At 74.5% G+C, this 20862-nt stretch carries 23 protein-coding genes; 5 read left to right on the plus strand and 18 right to left on the minus strand.

The features are described from left to right. From ABGB11_RS10515 to ABGB11_RS10525, 3 genes are all read right to left on the minus strand, one after another. The coding region (locus ABGB11_RS10515) for a hypothetical protein (protein WP_347631336.1) at positions 1 to 236 on the minus strand (236 nt) is incomplete at its 3' end. Between the two features lie 235 nt (positions 237 to 471). Continuing rightward, entirely contained in the window at positions 472 to 861 is a 390-nt protein-coding gene (locus tag ABGB11_RS10520) for a VOC family protein (protein ID WP_347631338.1), read from the minus strand. Continuing rightward, positions 848 to 1636 (minus strand): metalloregulator ArsR/SmtB family transcription factor, encoded by a 789-nt coding sequence (locus ABGB11_RS10525; protein WP_347631340.1) that lies wholly within the window; start codon positions 1634 to 1636, stop codon positions 848 to 850. Before ABGB11_RS10525 ends, ABGB11_RS10520 begins: the two co-directional genes overlap by 14 nt. 55 nt (positions 1637 to 1691) lie before the next feature. On the opposite strand from ABGB11_RS10525, the gene ABGB11_RS10530 reads away from it, so the two are divergent. Together ABGB11_RS10530 and ABGB11_RS10535 are read left to right on the plus strand one after the other, a co-directional pair. Beyond that, positions 1692 to 2969 (plus strand): APC family permease, encoded by a 1278-nt coding sequence (locus ABGB11_RS10530; protein ID WP_347631342.1) that lies wholly within the window; start codon positions 1692 to 1694, stop codon positions 2967 to 2969. 75 nt (positions 2970 to 3044) lie between these two features. Next, positions 3045 to 4283 (plus strand): AI-2E family transporter, encoded by a 1239-nt coding sequence (locus tag ABGB11_RS10535; RefSeq protein ID WP_347631344.1) that lies wholly within the window; start codon positions 3045 to 3047, stop codon positions 4281 to 4283. Between the two features lie 51 nt (positions 4284 to 4334). Here ABGB11_RS10535 and ABGB11_RS10540 read toward each other — a convergent pair whose 3' ends face one another. Further along, positions 4335 to 4703, minus strand: coding sequence for a DUF4180 domain-containing protein (locus ABGB11_RS10540; RefSeq protein ID WP_347631345.1), 369 nt, complete (start codon positions 4701 to 4703; stop codon positions 4335 to 4337). Beyond that, a complete protein-coding gene (locus tag ABGB11_RS10545; RefSeq protein WP_347631347.1) occupies positions 4696 to 5142 on the minus strand; it encodes a helix-turn-helix domain-containing protein in 447 nt (148 codons plus the stop codon). Before ABGB11_RS10545 ends, ABGB11_RS10540 begins: the two co-directional genes overlap by 8 nt. A gap of 187 nt (positions 5143 to 5329) precedes the next feature. On the opposite strand from ABGB11_RS10545, the gene ABGB11_RS10550 reads away from it, so the two are divergent. After that, the gene (locus ABGB11_RS10550) at positions 5330 to 7183 is read left to right on the plus strand and encodes a glycoside hydrolase family 3 protein (RefSeq protein WP_347631349.1); all 1854 of its coding nucleotides are present in this window, start codon (positions 5330 to 5332) and stop codon (positions 7181 to 7183) included. Between the two features lie 164 nt (positions 7184 to 7347). Here the strand turns inward: ABGB11_RS10550 and ABGB11_RS10555 are convergent, their stop codons facing one another. After that, positions 7348 to 8382, minus strand: coding sequence for an alpha/beta hydrolase-fold protein (locus ABGB11_RS10555; RefSeq protein ID WP_347631351.1), 1035 nt, complete (start codon positions 8380 to 8382; stop codon positions 7348 to 7350). 132 nt (positions 8383 to 8514) lie between these two features. After that, positions 8515 to 9312: an alpha/beta hydrolase gene (locus tag ABGB11_RS10560; protein ID WP_347631353.1), complete on the minus strand. Its 798-nt coding sequence runs from the start codon at positions 9310 to 9312 to the stop codon at positions 8515 to 8517. Between the two features lie 84 nt (positions 9313 to 9396). Between ABGB11_RS10560 and ABGB11_RS10565 the strand changes: the two genes are divergently transcribed. Beyond that, entirely contained in the window at positions 9397 to 10368 is a 972-nt protein-coding gene (locus ABGB11_RS10565) for a YafY family protein (RefSeq protein ID WP_347631355.1), read from the plus strand. A gap of 15 nt (positions 10369 to 10383) precedes the next feature. Here ABGB11_RS10565 and ABGB11_RS10570 read toward each other — a convergent pair whose 3' ends face one another. The 9 genes from ABGB11_RS10570 to ABGB11_RS10610 form a co-directional block, all read right to left on the minus strand. Continuing rightward, the gene (locus tag ABGB11_RS10570) at positions 10384 to 10953 is read right to left on the minus strand and encodes a GNAT family N-acetyltransferase (RefSeq protein ID WP_347631357.1); all 570 of its coding nucleotides are present in this window, start codon (positions 10951 to 10953) and stop codon (positions 10384 to 10386) included. A 59-nt stretch (positions 10954 to 11012) separates the two neighbouring features. Continuing rightward, the gene (locus ABGB11_RS10575) at positions 11013 to 12062 is read right to left on the minus strand and encodes a YihY/virulence factor BrkB family protein (RefSeq protein WP_347631359.1); all 1050 of its coding nucleotides are present in this window, start codon (positions 12060 to 12062) and stop codon (positions 11013 to 11015) included. A gap of 25 nt (positions 12063 to 12087) precedes the next feature. Beyond that, complete coding sequence (locus ABGB11_RS10580) at positions 12088 to 12573, minus strand: DUF3618 domain-containing protein (RefSeq protein ID WP_347631361.1); 486 nt, start codon at positions 12571 to 12573, stop codon at positions 12088 to 12090. Continuing rightward, positions 12570 to 13058: a phage holin family protein gene (locus tag ABGB11_RS10585; protein WP_347631363.1), complete on the minus strand. Its 489-nt coding sequence runs from the start codon at positions 13056 to 13058 to the stop codon at positions 12570 to 12572. Before ABGB11_RS10585 ends, ABGB11_RS10580 begins: the two co-directional genes overlap by 4 nt. Before the next feature lie 103 nt (positions 13059 to 13161). Continuing rightward, entirely contained in the window at positions 13162 to 13911 is a 750-nt protein-coding gene (locus ABGB11_RS10590) for an SDR family oxidoreductase (RefSeq protein WP_347631365.1), read from the minus strand. A gap of 64 nt (positions 13912 to 13975) precedes the next feature. Then, positions 13976 to 15100 (minus strand): AAA family ATPase, encoded by a 1125-nt coding sequence (locus ABGB11_RS10595; RefSeq protein ID WP_347631367.1) that lies wholly within the window; start codon positions 15098 to 15100, stop codon positions 13976 to 13978. Continuing rightward, entirely contained in the window at positions 15087 to 15872 is a 786-nt protein-coding gene (locus tag ABGB11_RS10600; RefSeq protein WP_347631369.1) for an RNA ligase family protein, read from the minus strand. The genes ABGB11_RS10595 and ABGB11_RS10600 overlap by 14 nt, the downstream gene beginning before the upstream one ends. A gap of 53 nt (positions 15873 to 15925) precedes the next feature. Continuing rightward, positions 15926 to 17329, minus strand: coding sequence for an MFS transporter (locus ABGB11_RS10605; RefSeq protein ID WP_347631371.1), 1404 nt, complete (start codon positions 17327 to 17329; stop codon positions 15926 to 15928). Between the two features lie 64 nt (positions 17330 to 17393). After that, on the minus strand, positions 17394 to 18284 hold the full coding sequence (locus tag ABGB11_RS10610; protein WP_347631373.1) for a virginiamycin B lyase: 891 nt from the start codon (positions 18282 to 18284) through the stop codon (positions 17394 to 17396). Positions 18285 to 18395: 111 nt separating this feature from the next. Between ABGB11_RS10610 and ABGB11_RS10615 the strand changes: the two genes are divergently transcribed. Then, positions 18396 to 19001 carry a TetR/AcrR family transcriptional regulator gene (locus ABGB11_RS10615; RefSeq protein WP_347631375.1) on the plus strand — a complete coding sequence of 202 codons (606 nt, stop codon included), beginning with the start codon at positions 18396 to 18398 and terminating at the stop codon, positions 18999 to 19001. A 14-nt stretch (positions 19002 to 19015) separates the two neighbouring features. Here ABGB11_RS10615 and ABGB11_RS10620 read toward each other — a convergent pair whose 3' ends face one another. Then, positions 19016 to 19678 (minus strand): response regulator transcription factor, encoded by a 663-nt coding sequence (locus tag ABGB11_RS10620; RefSeq protein ID WP_347631377.1) that lies wholly within the window; start codon positions 19676 to 19678, stop codon positions 19016 to 19018. Next, positions 19666 to 20841 (minus strand): histidine kinase, encoded by a 1176-nt coding sequence (locus ABGB11_RS10625; RefSeq protein ID WP_347631379.1) that lies wholly within the window; start codon positions 20839 to 20841, stop codon positions 19666 to 19668. The genes ABGB11_RS10620 and ABGB11_RS10625 overlap by 13 nt, the downstream gene beginning before the upstream one ends. Between the last annotated feature and the right edge of the window lie 21 nt (positions 20842 to 20862).

Below are 20862 nucleotides of genomic sequence, written 5' to 3' on the forward strand. Positions count from 1 at the left end.
ATCGGACTGATCTCTTCGAAGATCTCCTCCAGCCCCGACTGCGTCGGGACACTCCTACTACCGGCCTTCTGGGCCGCCTCGACCCGGGCCTTCCACCTCTCGTTGCCCAGCAGCCAGTCGAAGGAGTCGGTCTGCAAGGCGAGAAGGTCGGGAACCTCAAGCGGCTCCTCGAGGCGTGCGAAGGAAACGCGGCGGGGACCAGCGGGTACGGCGGAGGCATTGCGCGAGGCTGCCAACAGATGTCCTTCCGAGGGCTCGCGGCGGACTGACGGTACGCGCGCCGGACGCCATCACAGCCAGGAGGGGAGTGAGACGTGAAGGGCAGGCGCGAGAGGGCAGCATAAAACACGCGGACAAAAATGTCCACGTGTACAGTCCGCTATCAACCTCGATTGCCGTGGCCAGAGTCGCATGCCGACCCAGCCCCCGTCAAGTCGCGTCAAAACGGAGGCGCCCGGCGCGGCGGCCCGCTCAGGCGGTGGCGGCGGCGGGCTGGAACAGCTCGACCAGGTTGCCGGCCGGATCGGCGAGCAGGATCTGGCGCCCGCCGGGTCCGGCGACCACCTCGCTGCGGAAGGCCAGGCCCTCGCCGCGCAGCCGCTCGATCTCGGCGGCCAGGTCGTCGACGACCAGGTGGATGCGGTTGCGGCCCGGGGCGGCCGCGTCGGCGGGCGTGGCGCGGGCCCCGGAGCTGGCGGGCCCCGACAGCAGCAGCCGCAGCGGCCCGCGCACCACGTCGGCGAAGGCGGGCACGGCGTCGCGCCCCAGGGTGAAGCCGAGGTGGGTGGTGTAGAAGTCGACGCACGCCTGGACGTCGTCCACGAGGTAGCGGACGCCGGCGTACTGGTCAGGTGCCGTCATGGTGGGCCTCCGATGTCTGGGCGATGACGGGCAGCAGGTGGCGGACGCGGGCATCGATGACCGCCCCGGTGCGGGCGAAGGCGGCCTGCTCCGCGGGCCCCCCGGAAGCCGCCGCCGGGTCGCCGATGCTCCAGTGGATGCGCCGCGGGTCGCCGTCGAACTCGGGGCAGACCTCGCGGACCTTGTCGCACAAAGTGATCACGTAGTCGAACCGGCGGTCGCGCAGGGTGTCCAGATGGCGGGGCCGCCGGCCGGCGATGTCGATGCCGTACTCCTCGCGCAGCATCCGCACCGCCTGCGGGTGCACGGCCGGTCTGGGGCGGCTCCCGGCGCTGGCCACGGTCACACCCCCGGCGGTGTGGTGGCGCAGCAGGGCCTCGGCGATCGGCGAGCGGGCGCTGTTGCCGGTGCACGCGAACAGCACCGACACGCGCGGCCACCGCCGCGGGCCGCCCGGGGGCGCCGGGAGCGCCGGGGTACGGCGCAGCGCCGGATGCAGGACGGCACCGGTATCGGCCAGGGCCTGCGCGCAGCGGTCCAGATCAAGCCGGTAGTAGCTGTCGCGGCCGTCGAAGCTGCTGCGGGAGGCGGCGACCAGGCCGCCCTCGCGCAGCAGCCGCAGATGGTAGGAGACCGCGTTCTGCGGCGCGCCGACCAGCGCCGTCAGCTCGCGGACGCGCAGGTCGCCCGCGGCGAGTTCGGTCAGCAGCCGCCAGCGCAGCGGGTGGGCGGCCAAGCGCACGAACGCCGGGGCTGCTTGACTCGATGTCCCCATGCCACCGACGATACATCAAACCGGTTTGATGGAATAGTGCCGAGGAGTCGCAGCCATGGCCGAACGCCTCACCCGCCGGCTCGGCACCGGCGACGCGGTGGTGATCGGGCTCGGGTCGATGCTCGGCGCGGGGGTGTTCGCCGCCTTCGGCCCCGCCGCCCGCGCCGCCGGCACCGGCCTGCTGGTCGCGCTGCTGGCCGCCGCGGTGATCGCGTACTGCAACGCGACCGCCTCGGCGCAGCTCGCGGCCGTCTACCCCACCTCCGGCGGCACCTACGTCTACGGACGCGAGCGCCTCGGCCACTGGTGGGGGTTCACGGCCGGGTGGGGGTTCGTGGTCGGCAAGACCGCCTCGTGCGCCGCCATGGCGCTCACGTTCGCCTCCTACGCGGTGCCGGGCCCCTGGTGGGCGCAGCGCGCCGCCGCCGTCGCGGCCGTGCTCGGGCTGTCCGCCCTCAACTACCGCGGCGTCAGCCGGACCGCCCTGCTCACCCGGGTGCTCGTCGCCGGCACCCTGACCGCGCTGGCGGTCGTGGTGGCCGGCATCGCGGCGGGCGGCGGCGCCGGCGCCGCGAACCTGGGCGGGTGGGCGTCCCTGCGCGCGGGCGGTGCCTACGGCGTCCTGCAGGCGGCGGGGCTGCTGTTCTTCGCCTTCGCCGGCTACGCCCGCATCGCCACCATGGGGGAGGAGGTCCGCGACCCGCGCCGCACCATCGTCCGCGCCATCCCGGTCGCCCTGTTCCTCACGGTCGCGATCTACCTGGCGGTGGGGACGGCGGCGCTGCTGGCCGCCGGGCCGGACCGGCTCGCCGGCTCGGCCGCGCCGCTGGCGACCGCCGTCGAGGCGGCCGGTTCCGCCGCGCTGGCCCCGGTGGTGCGGGCCGGCGGGGCGGTGGCGGCGCTGGGCGCGCTGCTGGCCCTGATCGCCGGCGTCGGCCGGACCGGCCTGGCGATGGCCCGCCACGGCGACCTGCCCGCCTGGCTCGCCGCCGTCCACCCCCGCCACCGGGTGCCGCACCATGCCGAGATCGCGCTCGCGGCCGCGGTGAGCGCGCTGGTGGCCACCGCGGACCTGCGCGGCGTGATCGGCTTCTCCTCGTTCGGCGTCCTGGTCTACTACGGCATCGCCAACGCCGCGGCGCTCACCCAGCCCGCCGCCGACCGCCGGTGGCCGCGCGCCCTGCACCTGCTCGGCGCCGCCGGCTGCCTGGCCCTGTCGGCCGCGCTGCCCTGGCCGTCCGTCCTCGCCGGCGCGGCCATGTTCGCCGCCGGGCTGGCCGGCCGGTGGCTGGTGCTGCGCCGCCGAGCCTCCCGCGCGGGACGCGAGGGGTGAAATCTCGGCAAAGGTCGGGCACGCGCTCGGGCAGGACGCCCGGATGGACCCCGGTGATGCCGTTAACGTGCGGGAATGCCGCCCACGTCCGGCAGCGCACCCGGGGCAGCACCCGGTGAGACGCCCGCTGACGCGTCCGCCGACGGGTCCGCATACGGGCCCGCCGACGTCCCGCCCGACGACCGCGCCGCGCAGGCCGCCCTCGGCGGCGCGCACCGGATGCCGCCGTGGCTGCCGAAGGCGTTCGTGCTGGCCGGCGCGGTCGTGCTGGCGTTCATGGCGGGGCTGTGGCTGCTGCAGCGGCTCCGGGAACTGCTGCTGCTCCTGCTGATCTCGCTGTTCCTGGCGTTCGCGATCGAGCCGGCGGTGAACTGGCTGGCGCGGCGCGGGTGGCGGCGCGGCCTGGCGACCGGGGTGATGTTCCTGGTCATCGGCGTGCTGCTGCTCGGGTTCCTCGGCGGCATCGGGTCGCTGCTGGCCACCCAGACCACCAACTTGATCGACGGGTTCCCCGGCTACGTCCGCAGCCTCATCGGCTGGGTGAACGACACGTTCGGGACGAACCTGTCCCAGGAGACGCTGTTCGAGCGGCTCCCCACCGTCAGCGACGCGCTGACGCGCCACCTGTCGTCGATCGCGGGCAACGTGGTGGGGATCGGCACCACCGCGTTCGGCGTCATCTTCAACGCCCTCGGCGTGCTGCTGTTCGCCTTCTACCTGTCGGCCGAGGGACCCCGGTTCCGCCGGACGGTCTGCTCGCTGCTGCCGCCGCACCGCCAGCAGCAGGTGCTGCGCGCCTGGGAGATCGCGGTCGACAAGACCGGCGGCTACATCTACTCGCGGGGCCTGCTGGCCCTCCTCTCCGGCATCGCCCACTACGCCGCCATGGCCGGCCTCGGCGTCCCCTACGCCGCGACGCTGGCGCTGTGGGTCGGGGTGGTCTCGCAGTTCATCCCGGCCGTCGGCACCTACCTGGCGGGGGCGGTGCCCGTGCTCATCGCGCTGACGAAAGGGCCGTCGACGGCGCTGTGGATCCTGCTGTTCGTCCTGGCCTACCAGCAGCTGGAGAACTACCTGCTGCAGCCGCGCATCACCGCGCGGACCCTCGACATGCACCCGGCGGTCGCGTTCGGGCTCATCCTGGCCGGAGCGGCCGTCGCCGGGCCCATCGGGGTGCTCCTGGCGATCCCGTTCGGCGCCACCCTCCAGGCCTTCGCCACCGCCTACGTGCGCCGCTACGACGTGGAGGAGCACCCGCTGACCGAGCCGGACGCGCCCGGCGCACGCTGGTGGCGGTGGCTGCGCCGCGACTGACCCGCAGCCGCGACCGCCCCGGACGCCGGCCCCGACGCCGGCCCGGCGGGGTCAGGCGACCGCGCGGAGGCGGTCGTCCAGCGCGTCCAGGTCGGGCACGAACCACACGTGGCCGGCGGTGCCGGACTCGTGGACGAGGGCGCGCAGCGCCGGGCTCGCGGCCACGTGCGCGGAGATGTCGCCGACGACCGCGAGGCGCAGCCGGTAGTTGGCGAACTTCTGCATGATCTCGCCGGCGACGCGGGTGCCGAGCGAGAAGAACCGCTCGTCCAGCCGGGCCACGGGCACCGCCACGACCTCGGCGCCGAGGAACGACGCGCCGATCAGGTCGAGCGCGTCCCGGGCCGTGGCCACCGGCGGCCCGTCGGGGTCGCACATCAGCACCTGGACGCCCTCCCGCTCCCGGACCTCGTCAGGCATCGCCGTCCTCCCCGTCCGCCAGGCCGCCGAGCACCGCGTCGAGCAGGCGCAGGAGGTCGGCCGTGGCGGCCGCGCCGCCCATGATCACCAGTTTCATGCGGTTCCGTTCCTCGTCGTGGACGACCTGGACGCGCAGCGGGTGCGCCGGGTCGCCGGTGTTGATCCCGGCCAGGACGAGCGTGCCCAGCCGGTCGGCCGCGGCCCGGCCGACCCCGTCGATCTGCACGATGCTCGACACCTCCACCGCGCCGGGCCCCGGAAGCGGGGCGGCGCGGCGGGGGCTCCCGGTCAGCGCCTCCAGGTCCGCCGGGGCGATCCGGTACTGCTTGCCGATCCGGACGGCGTTGAGCCGGCCGTCGCGGATGTAGCCGCGCACCGTCCGCACATGCAGCCCGAGGAGATCGGCGACCTCCTCGACCGAGTACATTTTCTCTGCCATCGCTCCCTAAAGTACTGCATATAGGGAGTGATACGGATGTTTATAGCAATGCGCCTCGGTGGGGCGGGGTGCGGGTGGTTCCCGGGCGGATCGTCGACGATTGCCATGGACGGGCGCGCCCGGCCGGTCTAACGTGCCAGGAAGAACCTTGATCATCGGGCCGCTCGGGGGGCGGGAGGGAGCCGACATGTACCGTCCCAGGACGCGCCGCCGCCGGTGGCTCGCCGGCCTCACGGCGGGAGCCCTCGCCATGACCGGCCTGGCCGTGCCCGACGCCGCCGCCGCGCCCGCCTCGGCGCCGCAGGCCGCGCGGCACGGCGGCAAGGACCCGCGGCTGCTGCGGCTGATGCGCTCGATGTCGCTTGAGGACAAGGCCGCCCAGCTGTTCGTGCTGCAGATCTTCGGCACCAGCGCGACCACCACCGACCCCGCCGCCGTCGCCGCCAACCGCAAGCTGTACGGGGTCGACAACGCCGCCCAGGTCATCGACCGCTACCACCCCGGCGGGATCATCTACTACGGCGAGAACGTCCGGGACCCGCACCAGCTCGCCGCCTTCTCCAACGGCATCCAGCGCGCCGCCGCGGCGACGCCGCTGAAGATCCCCGCCACGATCGCCATCGACCAGGAGGGCGGCATCGTCGCCCGCGTCCAGCCGCCCGCCACGCAGTCGCCCGGCGCCATGGCCCTGGCCGCAGGGCGGCGCACCGGCGACGCCCGCGCCCTGGCCCGCATCACCGGACGCGAGCTGCGCGCCATCGGCGTCAACCAGGACTACGCGCCCGACGCCGACGTCAACGTGAACCCAGGCAACCCCGTCATCGGCGTCCGGTCCTTCGGATCCGACCCCGCCCTGGTCTCCTCCATGGTCACCGCGCAGGTCGGCGGATACCGCTCCGGCGGGGTGACCCCGACCGTCAAGCACTTCCCGGGACACGGCGACACCACCACCGACAGCCACACCGGCGTCCCGCACATCGACCACACCCGCGCCGAATGGGAACGGCTCGACCTGCCGCCCTTCCGGGCCGCGATCCGGCAGGGCGTCGACTCCATCATGACCGCGCACATCGTCGTCCCGTCGCTGGACCCCTCCGGCGACCCCGCCACGCTTTCGCGGTCCATCCTCACCGGCATCCTGCGCGAGCAGCTGCGCTACCGCGGCGTCGTCGTCACCGACGCGCTCGACATGCAGGGCGTCCGCGACAAGTACGGCGACGAGAACATCCCCGTCCTCGCCCTCAAGGCCGGCGCGGACGTCCTGCTCAAACCGCCCGCGGACGCCCAGGGCAACGGCGTGTTCCCCCGCCAGCTCGCCGCCGTCGTCAACGCCGTCAAGACCGGTGAGCTGACGCGCCGGCGCCTCGACGAGTCCGTCTACCGGATCCTGGAGCTGAAGCACAAGCGCGGCCTGTTCCGCGACCCCTACGCCGACGAGTCGAAGATCGACCAGGTGGTCGGGACGCCCGCGCACCTGGCCGCCGCGCAGCGCGCCACCGACCGCACCACCACCCTGGTCAAGAACGACGCGGGGATCCTGCCGCTGCGCCCCGGCGCCCGCGACGTCCTGGTCACCGGCTGGGGCGTGTCCACCACCGCCTCCCTCGGCACCGAGATCGCCCGCCGCGGCGCCGTCACCACCATCCGCCAGACCGGCATCAACCCCGGCCAGGCCGAGATCGACCAGGCCGTCGCCGCCGCGAAGGACCAGGACCTCGTCGTCGCCGTCACCAACCGCGCCTGGGACGTCAAGGACGAGCCCGGCCACAACGGGCCCGGCCAGACCAACCTCGTCAACGCGCTCATCGCCACCGGCCGGCCCGTCGTCGTCATCGCCGTCCGCGACCCCTACGACATCGCCTGGTTCCCCGAGGCCACCACCTACCTGGCCACCTACTCCTACACCGCCGAAGCGCTGCGCTCGGCCGCCCGGACGCTGTTCGGCGAGCTGAACCCGCGCGGACGCCTGCCCGTCGTCATCCCCGTCAAGGACCAGCCCGGCTCCGTCCTGTACCCCTTCGGGCACGGGCTGGGCTACTGACCGCCGGGCCGTCGGGCCGCGGGCGCGCGGCCGGGTCGGCGGCCGCGCGCCCGCGGACGCGGCGGCCCGGTCCCGGGACGGCAGCCGCAGCCGCACCGGGACCAGGCCGGGTTCTGTTCTCAGGCCGGGCCTGGGGCGCCGTCCGCAGCGGGCGGCGCCCGGCGTCAGGCCTTCCGCGCGCCGATCGACTTCATCAGCGTCGGCCAGATCGCCGCCGCCTCGCGGATCCACGCGGGCCAGTTGTGGCGGCCGTCGCCGTAGATGTGGGCGGTGTAGGGAATCTTCAGCTCGTCCAGCCGCTTCTGGAACTCCCGGTTGTTCGCGCCGACCGCGATCTCGCTGAGCAGGCCGATGTCCCACGGCGCCACGTCCGGGTCGCCCGGCCCCGGGCGGCCGGTCGTGCCGGCGGAGAAGAACAGCCCCGTGCCGCGCAGCTTGGGCGCCAGCGAGTACGGGTCGTGCGCCGCCCAGTTGGCGTCGTCGGCCCACGGGACGCCCCAGATCGCGAACGGGTCCTGCCCGTTGCCGGCGTTGAGGAACATCAGCAGCGCCGGCATCCCGATCGAGCGCATCGACAGGATCCCGCTCAGCGACGCCGCGTACTTGAAGAGCCCAGGATGCCGCGCCGCGTAGGACATCGCGCCCGCGCCGCCGGAGGAGTTGCCGATCGCCGCGCGCAGCGCACCCGCGTGGTAGTTGCGCTCCATCAGCTGGCGCACCTCGGCGGTGTGGAAGGTCTCCCACCTGGGCGACCCGCCCTTGCCGTAGTTGTACCAGTCGGCGTAGGAGCCGTTGTCTCCCTCCGGCATGACGACGATGACGTTGTACTTCGCCGCCCACGCCTCGATGTCGCTGTTCTTGGTCCAGGACGTGTAGTTGTCCTGCCCGCCGTGGAAGGCGTACAGCACCGGCCACGTCGCCGTGGCGTTCCGCGACCAGTTCGCCGGCAGCAGGATGCGGGTCTTCACCGACCTGCCGAGGGCGGGCGAGGCGATCGTGATGTCGACCGCGCGGGAGGCGATCTTCTTCTCCGCGGTGATGCGTGCGCCGTCGTCCGCCTTGACCGGGCCCGCCAGAGCCTGCGCCGGTCCCGTGCCGACCGCGCCGAGCCCCGCCGCCAGGACGGCGGTGATCGCTCCGGACGCCAGCGAACGCCGCCAGTGCACGCGGTGTGATCGACGGCGGGCGGTGGGTGTCATCTGCTCACCTCGCGGATCAGGCCCGACCCCCGTGGCCGCGCGACTTCCGCAGAGTGTCCTCGCCCCGGCCGAAACGATCTACATGGGCGGGTAACAAGAATCGCCCGGGCGGCTGTGGAGAAGTGAGTGCTTTCAGGCGCCGCCGGTGGCGACCTCGGCCAGCAGCGCGGCGAGCTCGCGCGGCGCCGACAGCATCGGCCAGTGCCCCGTCGGCAGCTCCCGGTAGGTCCAGCCGGGCCCGGTCATCAGCGAGAAGACGGGGTGCCCGCTCTCGCCCATCTGCCTCACCGCGTCGAGCGGGATCGTGGTGGCGATGAGCGTGCGCGGCGTCGCCGGCAGCGGGTCGGGGCGGGTGAGCGCCTGCGTCGCGGTGCCGAACGGCTGGGGCGTGCCGCGCCCGCGCAGGGCGGCGAGGTGCTCCTCGGTCAGGCCCGCGAGGTTGACCGGGTCGGCGGCGGGGTCGAACGGCGGCACCGGGATGCGCCATCCGCCGCCCTGCTCGGCGACCGCCTTCTCCAGCTCGGCGCGCGCCTCGGCGTCGTGGAAGTCGATGCCGGCCATGCCGGACGGCATCGGCCCGCTGTCGACGTACACGACGTCGGCGATCCGCTCGGGGATCCGGTCGGCGGCGCCGGTGACGGCCATGTTCGCGCCGCTGTGGGCGACCAGGACGACCTCGCGCAAGTCCGCGTCCTCGATGAGCTTCACCAGATCGGCGATCTGGGTCTCGACGTCGGCGCCGGGCGCCGACTCCTCCGCCCGCTCGGCCTGCCCGGCGGGGGTCACCGCGTGGACGTCGTGCCCCGCCGCCCGCAGGTCCGCCGCCACCTCGTCCCAGGCCCAGGCGCCGAGCCAGTAGCCGGGGACGAGCACGAACGTCGCCGCCTCGCCGGAGGTCACCTTGCCAGAAGCCCCGTTGTCAGAAGTCACGGCCGGCAGTCCTTTCTCTCGTGGATGTGATCCCACGCTACGGTCAATACCGGACAGAAACCGCCCGGATTAAAGGAGTGGCCTGTGTCACATCCTCCACCGTCGCATCCGACGACCCGCGTCCTGGCCATGCTGGAGCTGCTGCAGGCCAACCAGCGCATCGGCGGCGCGGAACTGGCGCGGAGGCTGGGCGTGGACGAGCGCACGGTCCGCCGCTACGCCGCCCGGCTGGAGGACCTCGGCGTCCCCGTCACCGCCGGACGCGGGCGCCACGGCGGCTACCGGCTCATGCCCGGTTACAAGCTGCCGCCGCTCATGCTCACCGACGACGAGGCCGCCGCCGTGGTGCTGGGCCTGCTGGCCGGACGGCGGCTCGGGCTCGCGGGGCAGGCGACCGAGAGCGCGCTCGCCAAGGTGGAGCGCGTCCTTCCCGCCGCGCTGCGCGACCGCGTCCAAGCGCTCCGCGACACCCTCGGGTTCACCGCCCCCGCGCGGGACGCCGCCCCCGGCACCGCACCCGACACCGGCGCCGTCCTCACCCTCGCCGCGGCGGCCCGCGAACGGCGCCGCGTCCGGCTGCGCTACCGCTCCTTCCGCGGCGCCGACACCGAACGCGACCTGGACCCCTACGGCCTGGTGTTCCACTCCGGCCGCTGGTACGTCACCGGCCACGACCACCGCAGCGGAGAGGTCCGCACGTTCCGGATCGACCGCGTCGCCTCCGCCGAGCCCGGCACCGCGCGGTTCGAGCCGCCCGCCGGCCTCGACCCCGTCCAGCACGTCACCCGGTCACTGGCCGCCGTCCCCTACGCCCACGAGGTGGAGGTGCTGCTGGAGACCACGATCGCCGAGGCGCGGCGCCGGATCCCCGCCACGACCGCGACGCTGGCCGAGGACGCCGGGGGAGTGCTGCTGACCACCCGTGCCGAGCGCATGGACGGGATGGCGCAGATGCTGGCCGGACTCGGCTTCCCGTTCGTCATCCGCCGCCCCGACGAGCTGCGCGGACACGTCCGCGACCTGGCCCGCTCGCTCCAGGAGCAGGCCGCGCGATGACCTTCGCGGCGCGTCTCAGGAGGACGAGGCGCGGGCGTCCCACTCGTGGCGGAGCATCGCGTAGATGACCTCGTCGCTCCACTCGCCCTTGACCATCTCGTTCTGCATCAGGTGCGCCTCGCGGCGCATGCCGAGCCGCTCCAGGACGCGGGCGGACGCGGCGTTGCGGCCGTCCAGCCGGCCGCAGATCCGGTGCAGGTCCAGCCCCTCGAAGCCCAGCCGCAGCACCGCCTCGGCGGCCTCGGTGGCGAACCCCTTGCCGTGGTAGGCCGGGTTGAAGATGTAGCCGATCTCGCCCTGCCGGTGCTCCCGGCTGCGCCACTGCAGGTTGACCTCGCCGATCAGCTCGGCGGTCTCGCGCCATTCGACGGCCAGGACCAGCCAGTCGCCTTCCTTCTCCACCGTCGCCGCGCTCATCTTCTGCTTCAGGAACGAACGCGACTCCTCCAGCGAACGCGGCTTCCAGTACAGGTACCGCGCCACTTCCGGCAGCGACTGGTAGGCGTACAGGCCCTCGAGGTCGTCGTCGCGGAACGGCCGCAGGATCAGACGCTCGGTCTCGATCGGATAGGCGGGACGGAGCATGCGATGATCCTATTCACGGTAATCGCCCTTATGCGACCCGTGATTCCCCGGTGGCCGCCCTAGGACCGGTGCGCTCCGCTCCCGTGCCCCGGCCGCTCGGAGTCCCCGCGCTTCTCCGGCGCATCGGCCTCCTCGACGCCGGTCTCGCGCCGCTCGTCCTCGTCGAACGCGCGGGTGTCGCGGAACTCCACGTACGGCTCCTCCTTGGCGGGCTGCCCGGCGGCGATCGCCCGGCCGCGCTCGACCTCGGCGTTCAGCTCGGCGCCCAGCAGGATCGCCAGGTTGGTGATCCACAGCCACACCAGGAAGATGATGATCCCGGCCAGGCTGCCGTAGGTCTTGTTGTAGGAGGCGAAGTTCGCCACGTACAGCGCGAACAGCCCGGACGCGGCCAGCCACAGGACGATCGCCAGGACGCCGCCCGCGGTGACCCAGCGGAACCCTCGCTTGGCGTTGGGGGAGGCCCAGTACAGCAGCGAGAACAGCAGGCTCACCACCAGCACCAGCACCGGCCACTTGGCGATGCCCCAGATCGTGACCGCCTGCGAGCCGAGCCCGAGTATCTCGCCGATCTCCCGGGCCAGCGGCCCCGACACCACCACCGCGATCACCGACGCCGACAGCAGCACCAGCGTCAGCAGCGTGACGCCGATGCGGACCGGCACGGTCTTCCAGAACGGCCGGCCCTCGGGCACGTCGTAGACGGCGTTGGAGGCGCGCATGAACGCCCCCACGTACCCCGACGCCGACCACACCGCCGCGCCCAGGCTCAGCACCGCGACGACGCCCGCGCCGCCGCTGCCGCCCTCCAGCTGCCGGATGGAGCTGATCAGCAGGTCCCGGACCGATCCGGGCGCGAGGTCCCCGACACTGTCGATCAGGTCGTCGGTGGCCGACTGGCCGGCCAGGCCCACCAGCGACACCACCACCAGGATCGCCGGGAAGATCGACAGGATGGAGTAGTAGGTGAGCGCGGCGGCCCAGTCGGACAGGTTGTCCTTCTTGAACTCGCCGGCGGTGCGCTTGAGCGCCTGGCCCCACGACCGCACGGGCAGATCGGTGGGCGCGCCGGGTGCTCTGTGCAGGAAGGCGCTGGTTCGGCCGTGCATCAGTTCGTCCTCTTCCCCGGCCCTGTCAGAACCTCCGGCGCCGGCGGCGCACCTCGATGGCGCGCTTCTGCCCGGTGCGGAACCGCACCTGGACCGGTGCCCTGCGGCCGCGCCCGAGCCGCCTCCGTGGTGCCATGCCGCCGAGCCGCATCCGGGGCGTGCCGCCCTTGAGCCGCATCCGCGGCGTGCCTCCTCCGAGCCGCATCCGCGGCATGCCGCGGCGGCGCATCCAGAAAGCCGCCGCGGCGACGGCGCCCGCGGAGCCGATCACGATCCCGCCCCGCCGCGCCCGGGACACCGTCTTCTCCGAGCCGGCCGCCCGCCATGCCGACGCCGCCGCGTCGCGGGCCTTGCCGCGCGCGTCCTCGGCCTTATGCCGGGCCATCGCCTTCACGTCGGCCTTGGCGGCCAGCTGCTCCACCGTGTCGCCGAGCTCGTGGCGCGCCCGGTCGACGTCCTGGCGCAGCTCCTCGGTCCCGGCGGCCGCGCCGTGCTTGCCCTGCGTGGTCATCGGTGCGTCGCCCTCTCCTTCAGTTCGGCCACGGCCTGCCGGGCCTCGTCCATGGCCTGCTCCGGCCGCGGCGGTGTGGCGCGCCTGGTCTGCGCGCGGCCCAGCATCGCCAGCACGCCCGCCACCAGCATCAGGAACCCGCCGATGATCAGCGCGGCGGCCCACACCGGCAGCGTCACCGCGATCCCGGCGATCGCCGCGGCCAGCAGGGCCCCAAGCCCGTAGAGGGCGACCAGGGCCGCGCCGCCGAACATGCCCGCGCCGGTGCCGGCGTGGCGGGCCTTGTCCTTCAGCTCGGCCGCCGCCAGGCGCATCTCGGCGCGCATCAGCTCCGACACCTGCTGCGCGGCCTGCCTGACCAGCTCGCCCGTGCCCGCCTCATGGCGCCCGTCGCCGGACTCCGGTGCGCGCCCGAAATCCTGCCGGTGTGCTCCCAGCGTCCCGGCCTGGCCCTCACCATCGTGTTGCTGACGCGCGATGCTCATCGCTCCAGGCCTCCTCCGCATGTCGTTACGAAGCCTGGTGGTGGCGTTCCCTCAGCTCATGGGCTAAACGTGTTCGCGCCCCGACCCGCGGTGAACGCGGAGGTCAGCCGCGGCCGACGAACGAGGGCATCGTGGTGGCCATCACCGTCAAGGACTGGACGTTGGCCTCCAGCGGCAGCCCGGCCATGTAGAGGACGGCGTCGACGACGTGGCGCACGTCCATCCTCGGCTCGGGCTTCACCGTCCCGTCCGCCTGCAGGGTGCCCGCGCTGAAACCGCCGGTCATCTCGGTGGCGGCGTTGCCCACGTCGATCTGCCCGCAGGCGATCCGGTACGGGCGGCCCTCCAGCGACAGCGTCTTGGTCAGCCCCGTCACGGCGTGCTTGCCGGCGGTGTAGGCGACCGACCGGGGACGCGGGGTGTGCGCCGACAGGGACCCGTTGTTGATGATGCGGCCGCCCTGCGGGTCCTGGTCCTTCATCATCCGAAAGGCCTGCTGCGCGCACAGGAACGCGCCGGTCAGGTTGGTGTCGACCACCGTGCGCCACTCGTCGTGGGAGTACTCCTCCACGGGCGCGGACGCGCCGAACACGCCCGCGTTGTTGACCAGCAGGTCCAGGCGCCCCCAGCGGTCGCGGACGGCGCCGAACAGCTCCTCGACCGAGCCGGGGTCGGTGACGTCGGCGGGCACCACCAGCGCCTCCCCGGAACCGCCGCGCGCCGCCGCCTCCTCCAGGCGCCCGGCGCGGCGCCCGGCCAGCGCGACGCGCCAGCCGCCGTCCAGCAGAGCCGCCGCGACCGCGGCGCCGATGCCCGATCCGGCGCCCGTCACCAGCGCCACCCGTCCCGCCATCGGCGACCTCCCGTCCGACACCGCCCGGCCGTCGGCTCAGGCGTACCGGCTCAGGCGTACCAGTTCACGCGGTGGCGAGCCAGTCGACGCGGTGCGCCTCGGTCGGGTCGGGGGTCTCCCAGCGGCGGACGAGCCGTTCGATCACCGCGTCCGGGACCGGCGCCGGCCGTGCCCGGTTGCGGTCCCGCAGCACCCGCGGCGGCGCCTCCAGCGCGACCACCTCGACGCGCCCCCGGTAGCCGGCGATGAGGCCGGTGCACAGGTCCCGCTGCGTGCGCGACACGTTGGTGGCGTTCCACACGAACGACCGCCCGGCGCGCAGGTGCCCGCGGGCCAGCTCGTGCGCCGCGGCGGCCACGGCGCGCTGGTCGCCGGCGGGGTCGACGCCCATCTCGGCGCGGAGCCGGTCGAGGCTGACGACCGGCACGTCCGGCCGGTTCGCCTCGATCCAGTGGTCCTTGCCCACGCCCGGCAGGCCGGACAGGACGGTCACGGTGCAGCGCGTGTCGTCGTAGGCGGCGTAGCCGGGGTCGCGGCCGGGCTTGCGGAAGTACCAGAACCGGGCGTGGTCGGAGGGGAACGCGCGCGGCCCGTTCAGGCAGTCCTGCTCGGCGCAGTACTCGCCGTACAGGGCGACGTTCTCCAGCAGCTCCTCGGTGTCGGGGCAGACGCGGCCGAGGATGTCGGCCGACGCCAGCAGCACCAGGTCGTCGTTGCGGGCCAGCAGGCTGACCCGGAACGCGATCTGCTGCAGGTCGGGGCGCTCCAGCGCCCAGAACGGCACCTGGTGGTGGCGGATCAGCGCCGCGACGTGCTCGCGCCACGCGACGGGCGCGCCGAGCTCCCACAGGATGCGGCGCACCATCAGGTCGCCGCGCCGGGAGTGGCCGCGCGCGGTGATGCGGCCGTCGTCGTCGACGGCCGTGCAGTGCGGTTTGGCGATGTCGTGCATCAGCACGGTCGTGAACAGCCGCACGCGCTCGGCCGCGGGGCGCGCCCGCCACTGCGGCATCGACGCCAGCGCCTCGCACGCCAGCCGGGTGTGGACCTCGACGTCGCCCTCGCCGTGGAAGACGGCGTCCTGCGGGACCCCGGCCATGTCGCGCACCCAGTCGAAGGCGTCCCGGATCCGGTCCCAGGGAACGGTCCAGTGCGGCGGCGCCGGGCACAGCTCCTCAAACACCCGCATACAGCACCTCCGGGTCGGCGAGCCCGTTGGCGACGATCGGCCGGTCCTGCCAGTGGGTGCCGGAGTCCAGGATCGCGGTGAGGAAGCTCGGCCGGACCCACTTGTAGCGGCCGACGGTCTTCCCGTCCTCCTCCACCTTGATGTAGAGGCCTTCCATCTCCTCGGAGGTGTCGGTCTCCTCGGCGACGCGGTCGGGGTCGGCGCCGCCCGCCCGCGCCGCGTCCCGCAGCGCGTCCCGCCATTTCGGGGTGCGGCACGTGGACGGCCCCGCGAACGCGGTCAGCGCCGCCACGTCCGGTAGGGGACCCTCGTGCAGGACGGGGACCGGCACCACCGGCGTCCCTTCCAGCAGTTCCCGGCGCCGCGCGGTGGACAGGTACGTGTCGTCCTCAAGGTCGAGGACGTCGAACTCGCAGAAGTAGTGGGGGAGCGCGTCGTAGAAGACGGTGTGCTTGGCGTACAGCCACTCCCCGTACAGGACGTAGCGGTCCCGCAGGCGCTCGCGCAGGACGTGCTGGACCGACGCCGCCCACGCCTTGAAGGGCCCGAACTGCCGCTCGCGCGGCCCGCCGGTCAGATAGTGGCCGCGGCTCTGGAGCCGCAGCTCACCGTCCGGGGTGAAGCTGATGCCGGCGTTGGCGCCGTCGAGCTTCTCCTCCACCACCAGGTAACGCCCGGCGATGGCCGCGAACGGCACCGAGGCGAGATCGTGGTCGCCGGGCTGCAGGCGGGAGCCCTCGATGTGCCGGGTCCGGGGGTACTTGCGAAGCATGCCGACCGTTGTAGGCCAACGCTACCGATCATGTCGACCGGTTTTCCGGTGCTTCAGCGGGCCGGGAGGACGCGGGTCAGCGCCAGCGCGGCCAGCCACAGCGCGATGCTCACCCAGGCCAGGGTGTGCAGGCCGGACGTGAACGCCGGTCGTGCGGCGGCGCCGGCGACGGTCCCGTACACCGCGACGCCGAGCGCCGTCCCGACCTGCCGGGCGGTGTTGCTGAAGCCGCCGGCGAGGCCGGCGTGCGCGGGCGGCGCGGCGCGCATCGCGGCGGCGACCACCGCGGTCACGATCAGCCCGTCCCCGATCCCGATGCCGAGCAGCGCCGGAAGCAGCGCCGCGTACTCCCCGGGTCCGGCGCCGAGCAGGGACACGCATCCGGCGGCGGCGGTCGCGGCGCCCACGGCGATCGGCACCCGCGTCCCGTACCGGGCCGTGAGCCGTCCGGCGACCGGGGCCAGGAGGGCAAGCGGGGCCGCCATCGGCAGCAGCATCGCGCCGGCGGCCAGGGCGGAGCGGTGCCCGGCCTGCTGGAGCCACAGCGTGGCGACGAACAGCACCCCGTTGGTGACCAGATTCATGATCAGCGCAATGGTGCCCGCACCGAGGAACGCCGGGGCGCGCAGCAGCCCGCCCGGCACGATCGGCGCCGCCGCCCGCCGCTCGGCGACCACGAACGCGGCCCCGGCGGCCAGGGTGAGGACGGCGGTGCCGGCGGCCGTCGCCGGGTGGCCGTGGCCTGCGGCGATGACCGTCCAGACCAGGCCGCCCAGGGTGAGCGGCGCCAGGACCAGCCCGGCGTGGTCCAGCGGGACGTCCGGCCGCCGCCCCGCGGCAGGGCCTCCGGGCAGGCGGACGAGGAGGCGGACGCCGATGATCGCCAAGGCCGTGATCGGGACGTTCAGCAGGAAGATCCAGCGCCAGCCCGCGGTGTCGGTGAGCAGCCCGCCCAGCAGCGGCCCCGCGGGCAGCGCCGTGCAGGAGATGCCCGCCCACGCCCCGAGCGCCCGCGCCTGCTCCGCCCGCCCCGGGTACATGGCGGTGACGAGGGCGAGGCTGCCGGGCAGGAGCAGCGCCGCCCCCGCGCCCTGGGCGGCCCGCGCCGCGATGAGAGCTCCGGCCGAGGGGGCGGCCCCGCAGGCCAGCGACGCCAGCCCGAACAGGGCGAACCCGGCGAGGGTCGTCCTTCGGTGGCCGATCCGGTCGCCGAGGGCGCCGCCGCCGAGCAACAGCCCGGCGATCGCGACCGCGTACCCGTCCACGACCCCCTGCAGGCCCGGCAGGCCGGTGCCGAGCGCCCGCCCGATCCCCGGGAGTGCGACGTTGACGATCGTCACGTCCAGCAGGACCAGGAACATCCCGGCGCACAGGACGGCCAGTGCCGCGCCCCGCCGTGGGACGGGCACCGCCTCGCGGGCGTCGGGACCGTCGGTGGCATATGTCGTGGAACCCATGCCCCCACGGTGGCCGCGGCACGTTTCGGTGCGGCCCGAACCGTCCCGCGGCGGAACGGGGCGGTCAGCTGACGGCGACGCGGGCGATGGCGCCCGTCTCCAGAGCGACCCACAGCGCGCCGTCCGGCCCGACGGCCAGGCCGTGCGGCTCGGACCCGGGCGTGGGCAGCGGATGCTCGTCGATCCGGCCGTCGGTGCTGATCCGCCCGATGTGCGCGGTGCCCCACTCGGTGAACCACAGGTCGCCGCCGGGGCCGGCGACGATCGCGTGCGGCCTGGCGCCGGGATCGGGCAGCGGGAACTCGGTGACCTTCCCGTCGGTGGTGATCTGCCCGATGTGCCCGGTGCCGATCTCGGCGAACCACAGCGCGCCGTCCGGTCCGGCCGTGATGCCGACCGGCGCGGCCCCCTCGGTCGGCAGCGCGTGGACGGTGACCTCGCCGCCGGGCGTGATCCGCCCGATGGCGTTGCCCTGGTTGAGGGTGAACCACAGGGCCTCGTCCGGACCCGCGGTGATCATCGACGGCATCGTGCCCTCGCCCGGGACCGGATGGTCGGTCACCTGCCCGTCCACGGTGATCCGGCCGATCCGCCCGGTGTGCATCTGGGTGAACCAGAGGGCGCCGTCCGGCCCTGCCGCGATCCCGCAGGGGCCGCAGCCCCCGGGGACGGCGAACTCGGTGATCTCGCCCGCGGTGCTGATCCGGCCGACCACCGCGCCCTGGAAGGCGGTGAACCACAGCGCGCCGTCCGGGCCCGCCGTGATGATCATCGGACCGCCGGTGACGGGACCGTGCAGGGTGAGGTCCCCGCCGGGCGTCATGCGCGCGATCCGCCCGTCGTGGACGAGCGTGCACCACAGCGCCCCGTCCGGCCCGGCGGCGATGCCGTACGGGCCCGCGTCCGGGCCCGAGACCGTGAACTCCTTGATCGTCGCATGCGAACCCTGCGGCATGATCGTCCCCCCTCGTCCTCACTGCTGTTTCCGCCCAGCCGCGAGGTTAACGCAACCGATGTTGCGTTACGATCGGGGCGTGGGGACCAGCCGACTCCGCCGGGCCGCCCGGTGACCGCCGCGGGGCCGGGCAGCGTGCGCCCCGGCGGCCGCACCGCCCGGGTGCGCGACGCCGTCCGGGAGGCCACCCTCGCAGAGTTGGCCGAGCACGGCTACCGCGGCCTCACCGTCGAGGGCGTCGCCGCCCGCTCCGGCGTCCACAAGACCACCGTCTACCGGCGCTGGCGCAACGCCGACGGGCTCGTCGCCGACGCCCTCGGACGCGCCGCCGCCGAGCCCTGGCCGATCCCCGACAGCGGCACCCTCGCCGGCGACCTGCGGGCCATCGCGCGGCTCGTCCAGGCCGGGTTCGCCGACCCCCGCGAGGGGCCCGTCTCCCGCGCGTTCGTGCTGGCCGCCGCGCAGAGCACCGACGCCGCCCGCGCCCTGAACGCCTTCTTCGCGCGGCGCCACGAGCAGGCCGCCGTCGTCGTCGAACGGGCCGTCTCGCGCGGCGAGGTCCCCGCCGGGACCGACGCGGCCGAGGTCGTCCGGGTCGCCGTCGCCCCTCTGTACTACCGGCTGTTCATCACCGGCGAGCCCGCGGGGCAGGAGGCCGCCGACCGCGCCGCGGCGGCCGCCTGCGCCGCGGCCCGCGCGGGAGCGCTCCTCACCTGAGCCGCGAGCGGGCGTCAGGCGAGGCCGGCGTCGTGGGCGAGCAGCGCGATCTGGGTGCGGTTGTCCAGGTCGAGCTTGGTCAGGACGCTGGAGACGTGCGCCTTCACGGTCGCCACGCTCATGTACAGCTCCGCCGCGATGTCGGCGTTGGACGCCCCCCGGGCGATCGCCAGGACCACGTCGTTCTCGCGCGGGCTGAGCCGGGCGAGCGCCGCACGGGCCCGCTGGTAGGCGCCGGCCTCCACCGCGGCGCGGTCCATGAGCCGGCGCGTGATGCGCGGGGACAGGATCGGTTCGCCCGCGGCGACCTGCCGGACGGCGTGCACGATCTGGTCCGGCGGCGTGTCCTTCAGCAGGAACCCGCTGGCCCCGGCGCGCAGCGCGTGCAGGATGTTCTCGTCGGAGTCGAACGTCGTCAGCACGATCACCTCCGGCGGGTCCGGCCGGGCCCGCAGCCGGCGGGTCGCGGTGATGCCGTCCACGCGCGGCATCCGCAGGTCCATCAGGACGACGTCGGGGGCGTGCGCGTCGGCGGCGGCCGGCACCTCGTCGCCGTCGGCGGCCTCGCCGGCCACCGCGATGCCGCCCGTCCCGTCCAGCATCATCGACAGCCCGGCGCGGACGAGCGCGTCGTCGTCGACGATCAGGACGCGCAGGGGCCGGGTCACGCCGGCCATGGTAGCCAGGCGCGCAACCGGAACTCGCCCGCGACCGCCTCGTGGTCGAGGCGCCCGCCGGCCAGCCGGACCCGCTCGGTCAGCCCGACCAGGCCCGTCCCGCTGCCCGGCGCGATCGGCCCGGCGCCGCCCTCGGCGAGGGGGTTGCGGATGTCGATGACGAGCCGGTCGCCGGGCTCCCCGTCCAGCACCACCCGGACGGGGAGGCCCGCGGCGTGCTTGCGCGCGTTGGTCAGCCCCTCCTGCACCACCCGGTACGCCGTGCGGCCCGCGGCGGCCGGGAGTTCGGACGCCTCCGACGTGCCGTCGCTGAGCTCCACGGGGGTGCCCGCGTCCCGCGACTCCTCCACCAGCCGGGGGACGTCCGCGAGGACGGGCTGCGGGCGGTCCTCGTCGTCGGCGTCGTCGGCGCGCAGCAGCAGGATCACCTCGCGCAGCTCGTCCAGCGCCTGATGCACCCCGGCGCGGACCACCCCCGCGGCCTGCGACAGCTTCTCCGGCGGGGCGTCCGGGCGGTACTCCAGCGCGCCCGCGTAGGTGGCCAGCAGCGACAGCCGGTGCGCGAGCACGTCGTGCATCTCCCGCGCGATCCGCGTCCGCTCCGCCATGCGGGCCTCGGCGACCCGGCGGCCCTGCTCGGCCTCCGCGCGGCGGGCCCGCTCGCGCAGCGACTCCAGCAGCTCGTGGCGCGCCCGCGCCCACGCGCCCCAGCCGACCAGCGCGCCGTAGCCGAAGGCGATCAGCAGCAGCCACCAGCCGAAGGAGATCCCGCTGTTCGGCTGCCACAGCCCCTGGACGACATGCGCCGCGATCCCCGCCGCGCCGACCCGGACGGCCAGCGGGAACGGGCGGCGCCGCGCCACCTGCAGGACCCCCATGCTCGCCGCCGGGGTCGCCGCCGGCGACAGCGCCGCGAGGACCGTCAGCGCCAGCGCCGCCGTGACCGGACGCCACACCAGCAGCGGGGCCAGCAGGCAGCTCACCACCCCGACGGCGATGTCCAGGGCGAGACGCCAGCCCGCCACGTCGCTGCCGACACGGCCCAGCACCGTCGCCACGATCAGCGCGCCCGCGCAGGCCGCCATGGCCGCGGCACTGAGCCTCCGGCGCTCCCACGCGCCGGACGCGCCTCGTCCGGGCAGGTCGGGGGTCGTCTCGTCCACCGGACCGAGGCTAGCCGCGGC

It is taken from the genome of Actinomadura sp. B10D3 (genome assembly GCF_039871695.1).
Taxonomy (GTDB): Bacteria; Actinomycetota; Actinomycetes; order Streptosporangiales; family Streptosporangiaceae; genus Spirillospora; species Spirillospora madurae.